We start from the raw sequence: 18,541 nt of genomic DNA, 5'->3' as shown, positions 1-18,541 counted from the left end.
CCAGCTTTTACAGTTGAAAGTAGCCTTATTTTGACATCTTCAAGTTCTAAAAAATTGATTATTGCCTCACGCGAAAGCCGTCTGGCAATGTGGCAGGCAGAACATGTGCGTGACCGTCTGGCAGCGCTGTACCCTGATTGGCAGATAGAGATTTTGGGTATGACTACCCGTGGTGACCAGATACTTGACCGCGCGCTCTCCAAAGTCGGCGGCAAAGGCTTGTTCGTCAAGGAACTCGAGGTCGCCATGGCAGAAGGCCGCGCTGACCTGGCCGTGCATTCTCTCAAGGACGTGCCTATGGATTTGCCGGAGGGCTTTACCCTGGCGGCTATTCTGGAGCGTGAAGATCCGCGTGATGCCTTTGTTTCCAACGACTACGCAGGTCTGGATAGCTTGCCTGCTGGTGCCGTGGTGGGTACCAGCAGCTTGCGCCGTCAGGCCCTGATTTCCGCACGTTACCCGCAGCTGGTGATACGTCCGCTGCGCGGTAATCTGGATACCCGTTTGCGCAAGCTTGATAATGGCGAATATGCAGCCATCATCCTGGCTGCGGCTGGTCTCAAACGCCTCGGTGTACCTGAGCGCATACGTGCCTGCCTGGATCCTGAAGAAAGCTTGCCAGCCGCAGGGCAGGGGGCGATGGCAATAGAAATACCGGATAACAGGCCAGAGTTGCAAGCTATGCTGGCGGCCTTGAATCATACCGAGACGGCGCAAGCTGTAATGGCGGAGCGTACAGTGTCCAAAGCCTTTGGCGGCAGTTGCCAAATCCCGCTGGCAGCATTTGCCACAGTCAGCCAGGGGCAAATGCAGATCAGGGCCATGGTGGCGACCCCTGATGGCACGCGCATCGCCAGGGCAGAAGCTGTTGGTGATGCTGATAAGCCACAAGAGCTGGGACTAAAACTGGCACAGGCCCTGTCAGCGCAGGATGCGGAAGCCATTTTGGCGGTGTGTAAAGCAGAGATCACTGAGTGACATAGCCCCGGCATGCAAACAAATAAGCTCGCCAATAGGGTGATACTCACCCGGCCTGTCGCCCAGGCGCAAGATTTTGCCAGGCAAGTAAGGGCCATGGGGCGTGAGGTGGTGTATTTCCCGTTGCTGGAGATAGTGGCACTGGAAGACAATACTGCCCTGATCAAGCAATTAGGGCAGTTGCAAGACTATGCCCTGATAGCCTTCGTCAGCCCGAATGCGATAGAAGCTTTTTTCCGGCATTTGACAAGCTTGCCCGAAAATCTGACTTTTGCTGTCATGGGGGAAGGCAGCCGGGCAAAACTGGCTGAATATGGCGTGAATGATCAGACAGCGACGATTTTACGTCCGCGTAATCTGCTCAAGACAGATTCTGAAACCCTGCTTGCCGAACTTGACCTGGATGCGCTGCGTGGCCAGAAAGTATTGATAGTGCGTGGTGAATCAGGCCGGGAATTATTGGCCGAAGCATTGCGCGCACAGGATGTGGAAGTGGTGCAGGTGGCGGCTTATCGCAGGGTTAAACCTGCCTTGAATGATGAAAATGAAAAGCATTTAGCACAACTGCTTGAAGACGATAATGACTGGGTCATTACCAGTTCTGAGGCCTTGCGCAATTTGTGTGATTATGTAGAGACTCTGAATTTAAATAGTAGCGTGGCAAAAATGCAACGACAACATTTGCTGGTGCCACACAGCCGTATTGAAGAAACCGCACAATCTCTGGGGTTTCTGCACATAACCTTAACAGCTTCTGGCGACGAACAACTGCTTGTCGCGTTACAATCTCGTCTATGAGTGAACAGCAATCAAATCCCGATGCCGTCGTGACGGCAAATCCTGTCGATGCCCAGGTACGACAGCCAGCCCCAACTTTACCTGCAGAAGCTGCAAAGGAACCAGGTTGGGCCAATCCTGCCTATCTGGTATCCGGCGTGCTGGCAGTTTTATTGGCAGCTAACTGGTGGTCTTCACAAAACCAGATTAGTGGTTTGCGTGAAGAAGTTGCCAAGCGCCTTTTGTCAGCCGACACCAATAGCAGCGAAACCAAGGTGCTGGCGCGCAACGTGCAAGAGACTGCCAAAGAAATCCAGTCCAAGGTCATTCTGTTGGAAGGCAAGCAATCTGAAGCACAAAGTCAGCAACTGGCTTTGGAGCAGCTGTATCAGGACTTATCCAAGAACCGTGACGACTGGGCACTGGCCGAGATTGAACAGGTACTGGCAACCGCCAGCCAGCAATTGCAATTGGCAGGTAACGTACAAGGTGCCCTGATTGCTTTGCAAAATGCCGACGGCCGCCTGGCGAAATCGGACAAGCCACAATTTATTTCCATACGCCGCGCCATTGCCAAAGACATAGAAAGATTGAAGTCTTTGCCTGCCCTCGATTTGCCCGGCGTGGCTCTGCGTCTGGATAGTGTGATTGCCCAAATTGACCATATCCCATTGTGGTCAGATGAAAAATCTGTGGTATCCGCCACGCCGCCAAAGGCACCGTTGCGCGTTTTGCCAAAATCTTCAGTTACTGCGAAAGCAGACAAGAAAACCGTGGAAGATGTCGAAGAAATTACCTGGAGCATGCGCCTGCAAGATGGCTGGCAGAGTTTTTCCAGTGAGATGTGGAATGAGGTCAAGCAGTTAATACGCGTGCGCAATGTCGAAACACCGGATGTGCTGTTGCTGACACCCTCACAATCTTATTTCGCCCGTGAAAATCTGAAATTGCGCTTGTTGAATGCCAGACTGGCGCTGTTGTCCAGAAATGAAAGCATCTTCAGAAGCGATATGATTGCTGCGCAAGATGCCATAGGCAAGTATTTTGATACCCGTGCCAAGCAGACGCAGACCGTGCAGGCTCTGTTGCGCCAGGTGCAGGGGAGTAATTTGTCGATAGAAATGCCGACTTTGGGTGAAAGCCTGAATGCGGTGCGTAACTATAAAGTGAAGCCATAAAGTATGCGTATCTTTATCCGGCTTCTGATTCTGTTTGCGCTTGCTGTTGGTCTTGCCGTAGGCGCTCGTTATAACCCTGGAAATGTGGTTCTGTTCTTTCCGCCGTACCGGATAGATTTGTCACTGAATTTCTTCCTGTTCCTGCTATTGGTCGTTTTTGTCGTGATTTATCTGGTGATACGTGCCATCGTCACCACCAGAAAAATGCCACGCAAAGTGGCCATGTATCGTCAGAACAAACGTGAAAAAGACAGTAACAAAGCATTGCGCGAAGCTTTGAAAGCCTTGTTTGAAGGTCGCTTTGGCCATGCTGAAAAAGCCGCCATGCGTGCTACCGATTTGCCGGACAATGCCGGTGTTGCCTCTCTCATAGGGGCGCGTGCTGCTCATCATATGAGTCAGTATGAACGTCGCGATTCCTGGTTTGCCGGCCTTGAGCAAGACAATGTGTATAAGGTAGCGCGACTGGTCAGTATGACTGAATTGCTGGTCGATCAGCATCAGGCTGGTAAGGCTCTTGAGGCTGTGCGTGAATTGAATGCCAATGGTACTCGTCATATTCAGGTCTTGCGCTGGGCTCTGAAAGCCAATCAGCAGGCACAGAAATGGCAGGAAGTGCTGAAACTCGTGCGCACGCTGGACAAGCATCGTGCGCTGCATCCTGCACTGTCACAGCGCTTGCGTGAACTGGCATATGAGGATTTGCTGAAGAATCAGGGACATGATGCCGAATCCATACGTCGGGTCTGGTATGAAATTCCTCAGGCTGACCGCAAATCTGCCTTTATTGCCTTCACTGCAGCGACAGCTTTCAATTCGCACGGCTTATTTGATGATGCCCGTGGCGTAGTCGAAAAGGCATTGTCAGAAGAGTGGGACGAGCGTCTCATGCGCGCCTATCGCGATGCAGCTGCCTCTGAAGGTTCGGCTGCCTTGTTGTCGCAAATTGAACATTGTGAAAAATGGTCAGAGCAGCATCCTACAGACCCTGAACTGGCGCTGACGCTTGGTACACTATGCCTGCGCCAGAAATTATGGGGTAAGGCACAAAGACATATGGAGCAAGCCTTGTCAGACGCAGTTGATCCGCGCACAGTGCGCGAAGGCAACCTCAAGCTGGCTCAATTGCATGAGGCATTGGGGCAGGCAGAGGAAGCTGCCAGCCATTATCGTCAATGTGCCATGGCAACCATGTTATGAAGTAGTGGCTTGTATAGAGATAGGTGCAGGTTAAATTGTGTTGATGCCTGTTGCGTCGCACAATTTTGCCTTGAAAAACTATATAATCCCGCTCAAACCATTTCTTCTATTGATACTTATACAGAAAGTGCAAGATGAGCTTGAATAAAGTACCAGCAGGTCGTGATCTGCCAAATGATTTCAACGTTATTATCGAGATCCCTATGAACGGGGACCCGATCAAATACGAAGTTGACAAAGACAGTGGCGCTATTTTTGTTGATCGTTTCATGGGTACTGCAATGCATTATCCTTGCAACTATGGCTATGTTCCACAGACATTGGCTGGTGATGGTGACCCGGTAGACGTTTTGGTTATCACGCCTTTCCCGCTGATCCCAGGCGTAGTCGTGCGCTGCCGTCCTATCGGTATCCTGAAGATGACTGACGAAGCCGGTGTTGATGCCAAAGTATTGGCGGTACCTGTAGACAAGATTTTGCCTATCTACACACACTGGCAAAAACCAGAAGATTTGAACGAATTGCGTCTGCGCCAGATCCAGCATTTCTTTGAGCACTATAAAGATCTGGAGCAAGGTAAATGGGTCAAGATCGAAGGTTGGGGCGGTCCTGATGATGCAAGAGCAGAAATTCTGTCTGGCGTAGAGAATTTCAAAAAAGCTGAAGCATAAAAACTGAACGGTTTTTAAAACAAAAAAGGTGCGATTACATCGCACCTTTTTTGTTTTTGCAGACTGATGAGCAGCATCTGGCTGCCTGACCTATATCCTGTGCATCAGATATGCAGCTACGCCAACGATCGCGGCGATAAATGCCGCCCAGCTCAACCATGATACTTTGTGCGTGTCATCACTCTTGTAGTCACTCGTATCACTGCCTTGCTTTTGACGTTTGCGCTTGAGTTTCCTGTCGCGTTCCAGGAATTTTTCCAATGCCAGGGACATTTCAGCCGCACTTTCATAACGTGCTGCCGGGTCTTTTTGCATCGCCTTCATGACAATTTTGGAGAGGGAGTCCGGTATGCTAGGGCGAATTTCTGAAGGATATTTCGCTACTTTATTTACAATCTGTTGCAATAATTTGTCTACATCTTGCGACTGAAATGGCTTTTGGCCCGTCAGCATTTCATACATGACAGTCCCAAGTGAATACACATCTGTTAATGCATTGACTGGTTTGCCATTGGCTTGTTCAGGCGACATGTAATTGGGTGTGCCCAGAATATTATTGTTGAACAGGGTGTGTGCCTGTTCCCTGGTTTCATCGAGCACACGATTAGGTGCGCGGGCGATACCAAAATCCACAACCTTGGGTTGCTGGTTAGGTAAAACAAAGATATTGGCAGGCTTGATGTCGCGGTGTATCACGCCATTGGTATGGGCATAGGCGAGCGCATCAGCTATCTTTTGTATGATATTGGCCGTCTCAATAATGTCGAATTGCTTGCCCTCGGCCAATAAGTGCCGCAAATCCTTGCCCTGCAGAAATTCCATGGCGATAAATGTCGTACCACCTTCACTGGAAGCGTCAAATATTGTCACAATATTTGGATGGGATAATCTGCCAGCTGCACGCGCTTCATTAATAAATTGCTGTTCGCGTTGTTTTTTGTCGGCAGCATTGTTGCCCGCACTAAATATTTTGATGGCGACATCGCGGTCTATGACAGGGTCGTGCCCCAGATACACGGCACCATTTGAGCCCATGCCCAGACGTTCGCTCAGATAAAAGCGTCCTACGCGTTTGCTTGGTAATGCAGCAGGTGGTGCATTTGGTGTCGAGAGAAAGTTATTTTGCATGGCGACAGGATGCCTTGAACGAAGCAAAATTTCAAGTAGCGCTTACTTCATTGTGTTTCAACAATTTGTAAGGTGAGTGTTCGAGTAAGTCATTTAAATATAGTTCAATATCGCCGGATTCACGCTCAAGAAAATTGGAAACGGCATCAGCAAATTCTGGGTGACTCAAATGATGGGCTGACCAGGTCGTCGTTGGCAGAAAGCCACGCGCCATTTTGTGTTCACCTTGCGCACCACCTTCGAAAATAGCGATTCTTTCCTTTATGCAAAAGTCTATGGATTGGTAATAGGCTGTTTCGAAGTGCAGGCAGGGATGTGTTTCCAGGCAGCCCCAATATCTGCCATAAACACGTTGTTCATCATGGATAAGCAGGGAAGCAGCAATTTTATTGCCATTGCGCAATGCAACAATAAGGTGGATATTTTCAGGCATGGTATTGCCTATGCGCAAGAAAAAATCCAGATTCAGATATGGCGTTGAATGGTGCTCTTCATAAGTCTGGTCGTAGCAGCTCTTGAAGAAGCGCCAGTCCTCTTCCTGTAATTCCTTGCCGCAAAAGTGCTGGAACTGTATGCCAGCATCATGTACTTTCCTGCGCTCGGCACGGATATTTTTACGTTTCTTTTTATCCAGGGTATCCAGAAAATCATCGAAGCATTGATAGTCTTTATTTTCCCAATGAAACTGCACTGCTTTGCGTAACAGATAGCCTTCTTCACTTAACAGGCGAGCCTGGTTTTCAGGCAGGAAAAGTAAATGACTGGAAGAGTATTCGCCCACTTGCTGTAATTCTTGCAGGGCAGCGATCAGGGCACGTTGCGCTGCTTCATTACGCGCCAGCAGACGGCTGCCCGTGACCGGGGTAAATGGGATGGCAGACAGCAGTTTGGGATAGTAATCATGACCATGTCGCTCGAAAGCCCTGGCCCATGCCCAGTCAAAGACATATTCACCATAAGAATGTGTTTTTTCATATAGTGGCAGGGCGGCTTCCAATTGTTCACCATCCCAGATAGTGATGAAACAACTTTGCCAGCCGGTTTCTTCAGTAGCTGAGCCTGACTCCTCCATTGCGCTCAAAAAGGCATAAGACAAAAAAGGATTGGCATGCGTCTGATCCGTAATCAGGCTATCCCATGATGATTGCGCTATCTCGCTCAGTGAAGTCACGATGCGCATGCGATAATGTGGGGCTGGAGATTCAGATTTCATTTTCGATTTAATACAGATTTGCCAATATGACAGTCAAAGTTGCCATTGCCCAGATGAATAGTGTTGTCGGTGATCTTGCCGGTAATGCTGCACAGATTACAGAATATGCCCGTCGCGCTGCTGAACAGGGGGCAGACATACTCGTCACGCCAGAATTGTCACTGGTGGGTTACCCGCCAGAAGACTTATTGCTGCGTCAGGCGTTTTATCTTGAAACTGCTATTGCACTCGATACCTTAAAGAAACAGCTTACGCTATTTCCTGGTCTTGCGGTTTTGGTCGGTCACCCGAGTGAGGTGGATGGCAAGCGCTATAACGCTGTTTCTGTTTTGCAGGATGGCGCAATACTAGCCAGTTATTTTAAGCGAGACCTGCCAAATGATATGGTGTTTGATGAAAAACGCTATTTTTCATCTGGTAACCAGGCTTGTGTATTCACTATCAAGGGTGTGAATTTTGGTGTCAATATCTGTGAGGATACCTGGCAACCAGATGCACCTGCCCAGGCCAGACAGGCGGGCGCAGAAGTGCTGCTGGTGCCAAACGGTTCGCCCTACCATATGGGCAAGCAGCATCAGCGCTACGACGTGATGCGTGCCAATGTTATTTCACAAGGTCTGTCACTGGTGTATGCCAATCTTGTTGGCGGTCAGGATGAATTGATTTTTGATGGCAATTCTTTTGTCATGGATGCTCAAGGCCAGGTTTGCGCCCAACTGAAGCACTGCGAAGCTGATTTGCAATTGGTGGAATTTAACGGTGCTCAGCCTTTGAGTGGTCGCGTGGAAGCAGCTTTGTCGCTGGAGGCTGAGGTCTATCAGGCGCTCGTCATGGGTGTGCGTGACTATGTAGGCAAGAACGGTTTCCCCAGTGTCTTGCTCGGTCTGTCTGGCGGTGTTGATTCTGCCCTGGTCCTGGCTATAGCTGTGGATGCCCTGGGCGCCGACAAGGTCAGGGCCATCATGATGCCTTCACCTTATACGGCAGATATATCCTGGCTGGATTCGCGTGATATGGTGGCACGCATAGGTGTGCGCTATGATGAGATATCCATCAGCGATTGCTTCAGCGCATTCCGTTCCACCCTGAGCGAGGAATTCGCCGGATTGAAGGAAGATACTACCGAAGAAAATATACAGGCACGCATACGTGGCACACTGTTGATGGCCCTGTCGAACAAATATGGCTCCATTGTTTTGACGACGGGTAACAAGAGTGAAATGGCAGTCGGTTACTGTACTCTATATGGTGATATGGCAGGCGGTTTTGCTGTCATCAAGGATATTGCCAAAACCCTGGTATATCGCCTATGTGCTTATCGCAATACCCTGTCAGCCGTGATACCCGAGCGGATACTGACCAGGGCACCATCTGCTGAATTGCGGCCTGATCAAAAAGATCAGGACTCTTTGCCGCCCTATGACATTCTGGATGGCATCATGTCCATGTACATGGAAGAAAACAAGGCGCGCGCTGATATCGTTGCGGCTGGCTATAAGACAGAAGATGTGGAGCGTATCACGCGCCTGATTAAAATCAATGAATACAAACGGCGTCAGGCGCCTATAGGTATCAGGATTACACATCGCGCATTCGGGCGCGACTGGCGTTATCCTATTACTTCGAAATTCAGAGACTAGTAAATTAATTCGCACTAATCCGCAAATATTCGTGCTCAATGTGTACTCAATTTGTAATATTAAGGAGAGGGAAATGAAACAAATTACCGCTATTATCAAGCCATTCAAACTTGACGAAGTACGTGAAGCTCTGGCTGACGTTGGCGTTACCGGTCTTACCGTGGTTGAGGTCAAAGGCTTTGGCCGTCAAAAAGGACACACTGAGCTATATCGTGGCGCAGAATATGTCGTCGATTTTTTGCCCAAGATCAAGGTGGAAGTCGTGGTAGACGACAAAATTACCGATAACGTCGTGGATGCCATCATCAAGGCTGCCCATACAGGCAAGATAGGTGACGGCAAGATATTCGTGCAGAATGTGGAGCAGGTAATACGCATAAGGACAGGGGAGACTGGCCCAGACGCGGTTTAATTAAGTACTGCCTAAGTTAAGCTAAACTAAGCGACGCGATGCAGAGTGCGTCGCTAGTCATGCTCCATGCTTATATTGCGCAGTACGAAGTGTAAATGCAGGAATGCAAAGCCTGCAACATTAAAGCCCGCTGTCAGGCTTTTAGCAGCACGATCAAGGCACCAGCACCACCATCGGCAGCGGTCGCCTGGCTAAAGGCCAATACTTCATCTTTCTGTATCAACCAGTTCCTGACTTTTTGCTTCAGTACCGGTTCCTTGTTGATGGATCCCAGTCCTTTACCATGGATGATGCGTACGCAACGCGTGCCATTGCGCATGCATTTGCGCAGGAATTCTCCCAGACTGTCCCTGGCTTCATCGCGGCGCAAGCCATGCAGGTCAAGTTGCGCCTGTATGACCCAATGGCCTTTCCTGAGCTTCCTGACGACATCCTGCCCAACACCTGATCTGGTGTAGCTCAGGTTTTCATCAGTTTCCAGCAGTGAGTCGGCATCGAACTCGTCTGATAAAGATTCCTGCAATGCCGCCTGCTCATCTGCAATGTGCTGAAAGGGCAGGGGTTCCAGGCGTGCAGGTACAGGCTGGTGTTTTACTGCGGCCTTCAACACTTCCACCTTGCCTACGCTGGAACGAAAAATATTCGCCTCCTCCCTGGCTTTCTTTTCCCGCTCCAGGCGTTCTGCTTCGGCACGTAGTCGGCTTTCTTCCTGCTGCTTTAATTGCTGACTCAGTGACTTCAGGTCAGCAAGGTTTTTAAAAGACGACATGCTTTGCATCCTTGATTAAAACTTATTCTTCCAGGAAGCGTTGTGCATCCAGTGCTGCCATACAACCTGTACCTGCGCTGGTGATGGCCTGGCGATAGATATGATCCTGTACGTCGCCAGCAGCAAACACGCCCGGTACATTGGTGGCTGTTGCCATGCCTTCAGTACCGGTACGGGTTTTGATATAACCGTTTTTCATGTCCAGTTGACCATCAAAAATGCTGGTATTCGGTTTGTGACCAATCGCAATGAATACGCCATGCAGCGTAATAGGGGTAATTGTTCCATCAGCCGCTTTGACATTGATGCCGGTTACACCAGATTCATCACCGATGACTTCGTCGAGCGTATGGTTCCATTTGACTTCGATCTTGCCTTCAGCAACCTTGGCCATCAGGCGGTCTATCAAGATTGCCTCTGCGCGGAACTTGTCACGACGGTGGATGACCGTGACCTTGCTGGCGATATTTGACAGGTACAGGGCTTCTTCCACAGCGGTGTTGCCACCACCAACCACAGCCACTTCCTTGCCACGGTAAAAGAATCCATCGCAAGTGGCGCAGGCAGAGACCCCTTTGCCCATGAAGGCTTGCTCAGACGGCAGGCCCAGGTATTGTGCAGATGCACCAGTAGCGATAATCAGGGAATCACAAGTGTATTGCGCCTGGTCGCCGATCAGGCGTATCGGTTTTTCGTCCAGCTTGGCAGTGTGAATGTAATCAAAAATGATTTCTGTATTAAAGCGTTCTGCATGCTGCAAAAAGCGTTGCATCAGTTCCGGGCCTTGTACGCCCATAGGGTCAGCTGGCCAGTTTTCTACATCTGTTGTGGTCATCAACTGGCCGCCTTGTTCTACACCGGTGATCAGTACAGGTTTCAGATTGGCGCGGGCAGCGTACACAGCTGCGGAATAACCTGCGGGGCCAGAGCCAAGAATTAATACGCGGGCATGTTTGGGTGTGGACATAGCAGACCTGATAAAAAGTGGATGATTAGCTGAATTGCAGATAATAGATGGCGTTTTTCATGCAAATTTCAAGTTTTTTGCTGATTTTGCATCGCTATCCTGAGATAAGCATGAATTATAGACTATCCTCATAGTGGTCGTCTTCCCGCCGTAGGGTGCCGGGCCAGGGTATCTGTTTCAACTGTTACAGTGCACTTGTTTGGCGCATACACGGCTTCATGCTATCTTGTCAGCTTTTGATAGCTGTCCGAATGAGGTTGCTCTCTGTTTTATGACTACTGGTAACGAAGCTTATACTCGAAGCAAGAAAACTGCAGCACCTGCAGCGCCACCAAACCGCTTTCTGGTTCTGTTGATGGAAGCGAAATGGATAGCCCTGGCGGCATTTTGCATTTGCCTGATACTGATCATGGCAAGCTACTCCACACAAGACCCGGGCTGGTCAAGGTCGGTAGATATCCCACGCATACACAACATTGCTGGCAAATTTGGGGCCTGGCTATCTGACGTGCTGTTTTATGTATTCGGCATGTCAGCGTGGTGGTGGTGTGTATTTGCCTGCCGCCAGGTTTGGATTTCTTATAGCAGTTTGTCGCAAAGGGTAAAGCTGAATCCTGAACCTGAGCCTGATGTTGGTTTTCCTGAAATTCTGGTGCGTAATGTCGGGTTTGGCTTGCTATTGGCTGGCAGCATGGGCCTGGAATACTTGCGCATGCACAGTCTCAAAGTGGCTTTGCCATTAGGGCCGGGTGGGGTGCTGGGTGAATTGATAGGCAATGCCGGCTTTGCAGCGCTGGGCTTCACTGGCGCGACACTGGCCTTGTTGCTGATGATTGCCTTGGGTATCAGCCTCTACTTTCACGTATCCTGGCTGACGATAGCAGAGCGTATAGGTGGGGGCATAGAATGGGCTTTTGTTTTCGTGCAAAGCAAACATGCTGATGCAGAAGACCGGCGCGTTGGTCAGACTGCCGCCGTCAAGCGTGAAGAAGTCGTAGTGCAGGAAAGAGCCAAAATCGTCGAGGCGACACCAATACGCATAGAGCCGCAAGTAGTTGCCGTGCAGCGCTCAGAACGCGTAGAAAAAGAAAAGCAGGTGTCGCTGTTCAATGAACTACCGGACACGAATCTGCCACCTTTGTCTTTGCTGGATGAACCGCCACCAGTGCAGGAAACTGTCAGTGTGCAAACTCTGGAATTCACCAGTCGCCTGATAGAGAAAAAACTCTCAGACTTTGGTGTCGATGCCAAGGTCGTGGCTGCTTATCCCGGCCCTGTGGTTACCCGCTATGAAATTGAACCAGCTACCGGCGTCAAGGGTAGTCAGATCGTTAACCTGGCACGTGATCTGGCGCGCTCATTGTCGTTGACATCCATACGCGTGGTTGAAACCATACCAGGTAAAAATTACATGGGTCTGGAATTGCCTAATCCCAAACGTCAGATTGTGCGCCTGACCGAGATTTTGGGTTCCAAGGTCTATAACGACAGCTCATCGAGTCTGACTGTGGCATTGGGCAAAGATATTGGCGGTCTTCCTATCTGTGCAGATTTGGCCAAGATGCCACATTTGCTGGTAGCGGGTACTACAGGTTCTGGTAAGTCTGTGGGTATCAATGCCACTATCCTTTCACTGCTGTACAAGTCAGACCCTAACGATGTGCGCATGATACTGATTGATCCAAAAATGCTGGAGATGTCAGTGTATGAAGGCATACCGCATTTGCTGGCACCGGTGGTCACCGACATGCGCCAGGCAGGCCATGCCCTGAACTGGGCTGTGGCAGAGATGGAGCGCCGTTACAAGCTGATGTCCAAACTTGGTGTGCGTAATCTGGCTGGCTATAACACCAAGATTGCCGAGGCAACACGCAAGGAAGTGCATATCCCCAATCCCTTCAGCCTGACGCCAGATGCGCCAGAGCCCCTTGAAAAACTGCCAACCATCGTCATTATTATTGATGAACTGGCTGATTTGATGATGGTGGTCGGTAAAAAGGTAGAGGAATTGATTGCCCGTATTGCGCAAAAAGCCCGTGCTGCAGGCTTGCATCTGATACTGGCGACACAAAGACCATCGGTAGATGTGATCACTGGCCTGATCAAGGCGAATATCCCTACCCGTATTGCTTTTCAGGTCAGCAGCAAGATAGATTCGCGCACAATTCTTGACCAGATGGGCGCCGAGGCTCTGCTGGGTATGGGTGACATGCTTTATATGCCACCTGGCACAGGTTTGCCTATCCGCGTTCACGGCGCTTTTGTCTCCGATGAAGAAGTACATCGTGTCGTTGAATACTTAAAATCACAGGGTGAGCCAAATTACATAGAAGGTATACTCGAAGGCGGTACGCTGGAAGAGGGAGGTGAAGCAGGTGGCGAGAGTGCTGGCGCAGGTGGTGGTGAAGCCGATGCTTTGTATGACCAGGCGGTTGCCATCGTACTCAAGAACCGCCGCGCCTCGATCTCGCTGGTGCAAAGGCATTTACGCATAGGTTACAACCGCGCCGCCCGTTTGCTGGAACAAATGGAACAAAGTGGTGTCGTATCTACCATGCAGTCTAACGGCAACCGTGAAATCCTGGTTCCCGCCGGGAATACAGAATAAAGCGGCAGAATAAAGCGACAGAATAATTGCCGCAAAATAGCAGCGACAGAATAGGATAAATCAGTGAAGAAACAAGCAAACATGATGGCAAAACTGGCAGCAGGTGCGTTTGCACTTGCCATGATACCGGCATGGGCGTCCGCTGCTGCAGTTGAACAATTCAAATCCTTCGTTACCAACAATAAAAGCGCCAAGGGTGAATTTACGCAACAGCAAATCAAAATGGTTGATGGCAATCCCAAGATCAGCAAGACGGCGACAGGCAATTTTGTGTTCGCCCGCCCAGGCAAGTTTATCTGGTCATATGTGAAGCCGTATGAACAACTTTTGCAGGCAGATGGTGAAAAGCTGTACATCTACGATAAAGACTTGAATCAGGTCACGATTCGACCGCTAGGCAATTCCCTGGGCTCCAGTCCCGCAGCCATTTTGTTTGGCAGTGCTGGCGCGGCTGATCTGGACAAGAATTTCAATTTCAAGGAGGTCGGTGCCAAGCAAGGCCTGGAGTGGCTGGAAGCCACGCCCAAAGCCAAGGATTCACAGTTTGAGACCATAGGCATAGGTATGAAAGATGGCGTTCCTGTTGCTTTGGAACTGCACGACAATTTCGGTCAATTTTCTACCCTGACCCTCAAGAATCTGGAAAAAAATCCTGTGCTGAAGCCCGAGCAATTCAAGTTTGTCGTGCCTGCCGGTGCGGATGTATTTCGCCAGTAATAGCATTTAATGAATATGTTGCACAATAATCCGCGCAAAAAGCCTGCCCCACTGGCTGAGCGCATGCGCCCGGCTACGCTGGATGATGTCATTGGCCAGCAGCATATCCTGGGCGAAGGCAAGCCTTTGCGCGTTGCTTTCCAATCAGGTGAACCACATTCGATGATCTTGTGGGGCCCGCCAGGCGTAGGCAAGACCACGCTGGCGCGTCTCATGGCAGATGCTTTTCTATGTGAATTCATTGCCTTGTCGGCAGTCCTGTCAGGCATCAAGGACATACGCGAAGCGGTAGAACGTGCCCAGATATTGCAGGCAACTTCCCATCGCAGGACCATACTGTTTGTCGATGAAGTCCATCGCTTCAACAAGAGCCAGCAAGATGCTTTCTTGCCGCATGTGGAAAGTGGCTTGTTTACTTTCATCGGTGCGACCACGGAAAATCCTTCATTTGAAGTCAATAGCGCCTTGTTGTCACGTGCCTCAGTGTATGTACTTAAGTCACTGACAGATGAAGACCTCGAAGCCATGGTAGTGCGCGCCTGTGAGCGTGAGCTGGATGGCTTGACGCTGACGCCAGAAGCCATGGCCAGCCTGGTTTCCAGCGCTGATGGTGATGGCCGTAAATTACTGAATAATCTCGACATCGTTGCCCATGCAGCGCTGGCCAAGCATCTCGATACTGTAGACCAGGGTTTGCTGGGCGAATGCCTGGGTGATGCCTTGCGCCGCTTTGATAAAGGTGGTGATGCTTTTTATGACCAGATTTCTGCCTTGCATAAATCGGTGCGTGGCTCCAACCCTGATGCGGCCTTGTACTGGTTGGTACGCATGCTTGACGGCGGTGCCGACCCGCGCTACATGGCCAGGCGCATAGTACGCATGGCCTCAGAAGATATAGGCCTGGCTGACCCGCGCGCCTTGCGCATTTGCCTCGACGCGGCAGAAACCTATGAAAGACTGGGGTCGCCTGAGGGGGAACTGGCCTTGGCAGAAGCAGTAATCTATCTGGCTTGTGCTGCCAAATCAAATGCAGTCTACAAAGCATATAACGCCGTGCGCGCCATGATCGCCAAAGACAAGTCCCGTGTCGTACCAGAGCATTTACGCAACGCACCAACCAAGCTCATGAAAGAACTGGGCTATGGTAAATTGTATCGCTATGCCCATGATGAGCCAGATGCCTACGCCGCAGGTGAAACCTATCTGCCTGAAGGTTTGGAGAATGAATCCTGGTATCACCCTGTGCCGCGTGGGCTGGAAATCAAGATAGCAGAAAAACTCGCATATTTGCGCAGCCTGGATGATCAGGCCAAGTAATTTCAGTTTCGTCTGAATTTCAATTGTTTAAGCTTCATTCGTTTAGATTTCAATCGTCTGAGTTTCATTCTTTTATATCTCATTGCAAACCAATAATCATAACAAGGACTTTCATGAATAAAACATTTACCGCAAGTGCAGGCCTATTGTTATTGTCACTGGCAGGTTCTGTCTATGCCCAGACAGAAGAGCAACGCAGTACCCTGGCCGACCAGAAAGAAGTTGCTGTCACTATCTACAATGAAAATCTGGCCCTGATCAAGGATCAGCGTAAGCTGCCTTTGAAACGCGGTGCAAGCGCACTGGCTTTCCGCGATGTCAGTGCCAAGATGCGCGCTGAAACTGCCTTGCTGCGCAGCTTGTCAGCGCCAGGCAGCTTGTCTGTTGTCGAACAAAATTTTAATTTCGATTTGCTGACGCCGCAAAAACTGCTGGAAAAATATGTAGGGCGTCAAGTCAGCATTGTCCGCATGAACCCGGCAACTGGCATCGAGACCAAAGAATCGGCAGAAGTCTTGTCTGCCAACAATGGCGTCGTGTTGAAGATAGGTGACCGCATAGAAACCGGTATGCCAGGCCGTATTGTTTATCCCGATGTACCAGCAAATTTGCGTGATCGTCCTACCCTGGTGATGGCACTCGATAACAATGGCGCACAACAACAGGATGTGGAGCTCAGTTATCTGACTGGTGGCTTGTCCTGGAAGGCAGATTATGTCGTTGAACTGAATGCTGCTGATGACAAGCTTGATATTTCAGGCTGGGTCACGCTGGGCAATACCAGTGGCACGACCTACCGCAATGCCAAGCTGCAACTGGTGGCAGGTGATGTGCATCAGGTTTTGCAAAGGATAGAGGTTAGCGGTAGTGCAGTTAAAAGACTGGATGCCCCGCAAGCCATGATGGCCAAAAAAGCCATGGCGGAAGAATCTCTGTTTGAATATCACCTCTACACACTGGACAGGCCAACCACCATTGCAGAAAATCAGACCAAGCAAGTAGCTTTGTTGACGGCTTCCGGAGTTCCCGCCCGTAAAGAGTTGCTGCTGACAGGCAGTGATTATTACTACCAAAGCAGTTACGGTGATCTTGGTCAAAAAATGAAGATAGGCGTCTTTGTCGAATTCGATAATAAAGAAGCCTCGCATCTGGGCATGCCTTTACCAAAAGGTGTCGTGCGCGTTTACAAAAAAGATGGTGCAGGCAATGCGCAATTCATCGGTGAAGATAACGTGGATCACACACCAAAGAATGAAAAAGTCCGCCTTAAACTGGGCGAAGCCTTTGATGTGACAGCAGACAAAAAGCAGACAGACTTTAAAAAACTCGCAGGAACAGGCAAATACAATTATGTATTTGAGAGCGCCTATGAGCTGGTATTGAAGAATGCAAAGAAAGAAGCTGTTGTCGTTACCGTGCAAGAACCCGTGCCAGGTGACTGGCAAGTCTTGAACAGCAGTCATCCTTATACCAAGGGCGCCAGCAATACCGCAGTGTGGAAAATCAGCGTACCTGCCGAAGGTAATACCAAGCTGACTTATCGTAGCCTGGTCAGGTATTGATATAAAAACGGCATTTCCTTCTATCTGAAAATAGGGGAAATGCCCATCCCTTGATACAATAGTCAATTAGCTTAGTTCACTGCACTTAAAATCATGATAGATATTCAACTTTTGCGCAAAGATATTGCCAATGTGGCAGCGCGCCTGGCTACCCGCAAGTTCCAGCTGGATGTAGAAACCTTTAATGCCCTCGAAGCCGAACGCAAGCAAATCCAGTCCCGCACTGAAGAATTGCAAGGCAAGAAAAATACCATCTCCAAACAGATCGGTAATCTCAGAAGCAAAGGTGAAGATACTTCCGCATTGATGGCTGAAGCGGCCAGTATTCCAGAAGAGTTGAGAGCATCCGAAGCGCATTTGAGCGATGTGCAAGTGCGGATGAGTGCATTCCTGCAAACCATTCCGAACCTGCCACATGAATCTGTTGCTGTCGGTGAGGACGAAACCGGTAATGTGGAAGTGCGCAAAGTCGGCGCACCACGTGCCTTTGATTTTGAAGTCAAGGATCATGTAGACATTGGCTCTGCCCTGGGTCTGGATTTTGAAACTGCAGTCAAACTGACAGGCTCCCGTTTCTCCGTCATGAAGGGTGGCATGGCTCGCCTGCATCGTGCACTGGCCCAGTTCATGCTCGACATGCAAACACTGGAACATGGCTATACCGAAATGTATACGCCATACATGGTCAATGCAGATTCCATGCGTGGCACAGGTCAGTTGCCCAAATTTGAAGAAGACTTATTCGCAGTGAAAAAAGGTGGGCAAGAGGGCGCAGGCGAAACGTTTTATCTGATCCCGACTTCAGAAGTCACACTGACCAACACCGTGCGCGACGAGATACTGGCTGCCGATGCATTGCCTATCAAAATGACGGCACACACACCATGCTTCCGTTCTGAAGCGGGCAGTGCGGGCCGTGATACGCGCGGCATGATACGTCAGCATCAATTCGACAAAGTCGAAATGGTACAAATCGTTCATCCAGAAAAGTCCATGGAAGCCCTGGACGAAATGGTAGGTCATGCTGAAGCTGTTCTGGCCAAGCTGGAGTTGCCTTATCGCGTCATGAGTTTGTGCACTGGCGATATGGGCTTTGGTGCCTGCAAGACTTTCGATCTGGAAGTGTGGCTGCCAGCACAAAACACTTACCGTGAGATTTCTTCAATCTCGAATATGTTCGACTTCCAGGCGCGCCGTATGCAAGCCCGCTTCCGCAATGCGCAAGGCAAGCCAGAACTGGTACATACCCTGAACGGCTCTGCATTGGCAGTTGGCCGCACTCTGGTCGCCGTGCTGGAAAATTATCAGCAGGCTGATGGCTCTGTCGTCATCCCTACAGCTTTACGCCCATACATGGGTGGTCTGGAAAAACTGGCGCCAACAGCTTAATTAGGCCTGGCTCTA

16 protein-coding genes are annotated in these 18,541 nt (G+C 49.9%); 12 read left to right on the top strand and 4 right to left on the bottom strand.

Annotated features, from left to right (window positions below):
- The first annotated feature begins 30 nt into the window (after nt 1-30).
- The 5 genes from hemC to ppa all read left to right on the top strand — a co-directional run bounded on the left by hemC (nt 31) and on the right by ppa (nt 4,804).
- A complete protein-coding gene (gene hemC / locus AC07OI_RS23365) occupies nt 31-978 on the top strand; it encodes a hydroxymethylbilane synthase (RefSeq protein WP_492705970.1) in 948 nt (315 codons plus the stop codon).
- A gap of 12 nt (nt 979-990) precedes the next feature.
- A complete protein-coding gene (locus AC07OI_RS23360; RefSeq protein ID WP_495258888.1) occupies nt 991-1,776 on the top strand; it encodes a uroporphyrinogen-III synthase in 786 nt (261 codons plus the stop codon).
- Complete coding sequence (locus AC07OI_RS23355) at nt 1,773-2,933, top strand: uroporphyrinogen-III C-methyltransferase (RefSeq protein ID WP_492705974.1); 1,161 nt, start codon at nt 1,773-1,775, stop codon at nt 2,931-2,933. The genes AC07OI_RS23360 and AC07OI_RS23355 overlap by 4 nt, the downstream gene beginning before the upstream one ends.
- 3 nt (nt 2,934-2,936) lie before the next feature.
- Nucleotides 2,937-4,133 (top strand): heme biosynthesis protein HemY, encoded by a 1,197-nt coding sequence (locus tag AC07OI_RS23350; RefSeq protein ID WP_492705976.1) that lies wholly within the window; start codon nt 2,937-2,939, stop codon nt 4,131-4,133.
- A gap of 134 nt (nt 4,134-4,267) precedes the next feature.
- On the top strand, nt 4,268-4,804 hold the full coding sequence (gene ppa, locus AC07OI_RS23345) for an inorganic diphosphatase (RefSeq protein WP_492705978.1): 537 nt from the start codon (nt 4,268-4,270) through the stop codon (nt 4,802-4,804).
- Between the two features lie 90 nt (nt 4,805-4,894).
- Here the strand turns inward: ppa and AC07OI_RS23340 are convergent, their stop codons facing one another.
- Nucleotides 4,895-5,932, bottom strand: a complete 1,038-nt coding sequence (locus AC07OI_RS23340; RefSeq protein ID WP_495258887.1) for a serine/threonine protein kinase — start codon at nt 5,930-5,932, stop codon at nt 4,895-4,897.
- A gap of 31 nt (nt 5,933-5,963) precedes the next feature.
- Complete coding sequence (locus AC07OI_RS23335) at nt 5,964-7,145, bottom strand: GNAT family N-acetyltransferase (RefSeq protein ID WP_492705981.1); 1,182 nt, start codon at nt 7,143-7,145, stop codon at nt 5,964-5,966.
- 26 nt (nt 7,146-7,171) lie between these two features.
- Here AC07OI_RS23335 and AC07OI_RS23330 point away from each other — a divergent pair, with 26 nt between their 5' ends.
- Complete coding sequence (locus tag AC07OI_RS23330; protein ID WP_492705983.1) at nt 7,172-8,785, top strand: NAD+ synthase; 1,614 nt, start codon at nt 7,172-7,174, stop codon at nt 8,783-8,785.
- A 73-nt stretch (nt 8,786-8,858) separates the two neighbouring features.
- Nucleotides 8,859-9,197 (top strand): P-II family nitrogen regulator, encoded by a 339-nt coding sequence (locus AC07OI_RS23325; RefSeq protein ID WP_492705985.1) that lies wholly within the window; start codon nt 8,859-8,861, stop codon nt 9,195-9,197.
- A 133-nt stretch (nt 9,198-9,330) separates the two neighbouring features.
- Here the strand turns inward: AC07OI_RS23325 and AC07OI_RS23320 are convergent, their stop codons facing one another.
- Together AC07OI_RS23320 and trxB are read right to left on the bottom strand one after the other, a co-directional pair.
- The gene (locus AC07OI_RS23320; protein WP_492705987.1) at nt 9,331-9,975 is read right to left on the bottom strand and encodes a Smr/MutS family protein; all 645 of its coding nucleotides are present in this window, start codon (nt 9,973-9,975) and stop codon (nt 9,331-9,333) included.
- 13 nt (nt 9,976-9,988) lie between these two features.
- Nucleotides 9,989-10,933, bottom strand: coding sequence for a thioredoxin-disulfide reductase (gene trxB / locus AC07OI_RS23315; RefSeq protein ID WP_492705989.1), 945 nt, complete (start codon nt 10,931-10,933; stop codon nt 9,989-9,991).
- Nucleotides 10,934-11,204: 271 nt separating this feature from the next.
- Here trxB and AC07OI_RS23310 point away from each other — a divergent pair, with 271 nt between their 5' ends.
- The 5 genes from AC07OI_RS23310 to serS all read left to right on the top strand — a co-directional run bounded on the left by AC07OI_RS23310 (nt 11,205) and on the right by serS (nt 18,526).
- Complete coding sequence (locus tag AC07OI_RS23310; RefSeq protein ID WP_492705991.1) at nt 11,205-13,541, top strand: DNA translocase FtsK; 2,337 nt, start codon at nt 11,205-11,207, stop codon at nt 13,539-13,541.
- An 81-nt stretch (nt 13,542-13,622) separates the two neighbouring features.
- The gene (gene lolA, locus AC07OI_RS23305) at nt 13,623-14,258 is read left to right on the top strand and encodes an outer membrane lipoprotein chaperone LolA (protein WP_492706276.1); all 636 of its coding nucleotides are present in this window, start codon (nt 13,623-13,625) and stop codon (nt 14,256-14,258) included.
- 9 nt (nt 14,259-14,267) lie between these two features.
- Nucleotides 14,268-15,575 carry a replication-associated recombination protein A gene (locus AC07OI_RS23300; RefSeq protein ID WP_495258886.1) on the top strand — a complete coding sequence of 436 codons (1,308 nt, stop codon included), beginning with the start codon at nt 14,268-14,270 and terminating at the stop codon, nt 15,573-15,575.
- A 113-nt stretch (nt 15,576-15,688) separates the two neighbouring features.
- Nucleotides 15,689-17,137, top strand: coding sequence for a DUF4139 domain-containing protein (locus AC07OI_RS23295; RefSeq protein ID WP_495258885.1), 1,449 nt, complete (start codon nt 15,689-15,691; stop codon nt 17,135-17,137).
- A 93-nt stretch (nt 17,138-17,230) separates the two neighbouring features.
- Entirely contained in the window at nt 17,231-18,526 is a 1,296-nt protein-coding gene (serS, locus tag AC07OI_RS23290) for a serine--tRNA ligase (RefSeq protein ID WP_495258884.1), read from the top strand.
- Nucleotides 18,527-18,541: the final 15 nt, after the last annotated feature.

It is taken from the genome of Undibacterium sp. GW821-FHT07F11 (genome assembly GCF_059418665.1).
The sequence above is the reverse complement of the archived record's forward strand: the minus strand, read 5'-3'. Positions and strand labels throughout refer to the sequence as shown.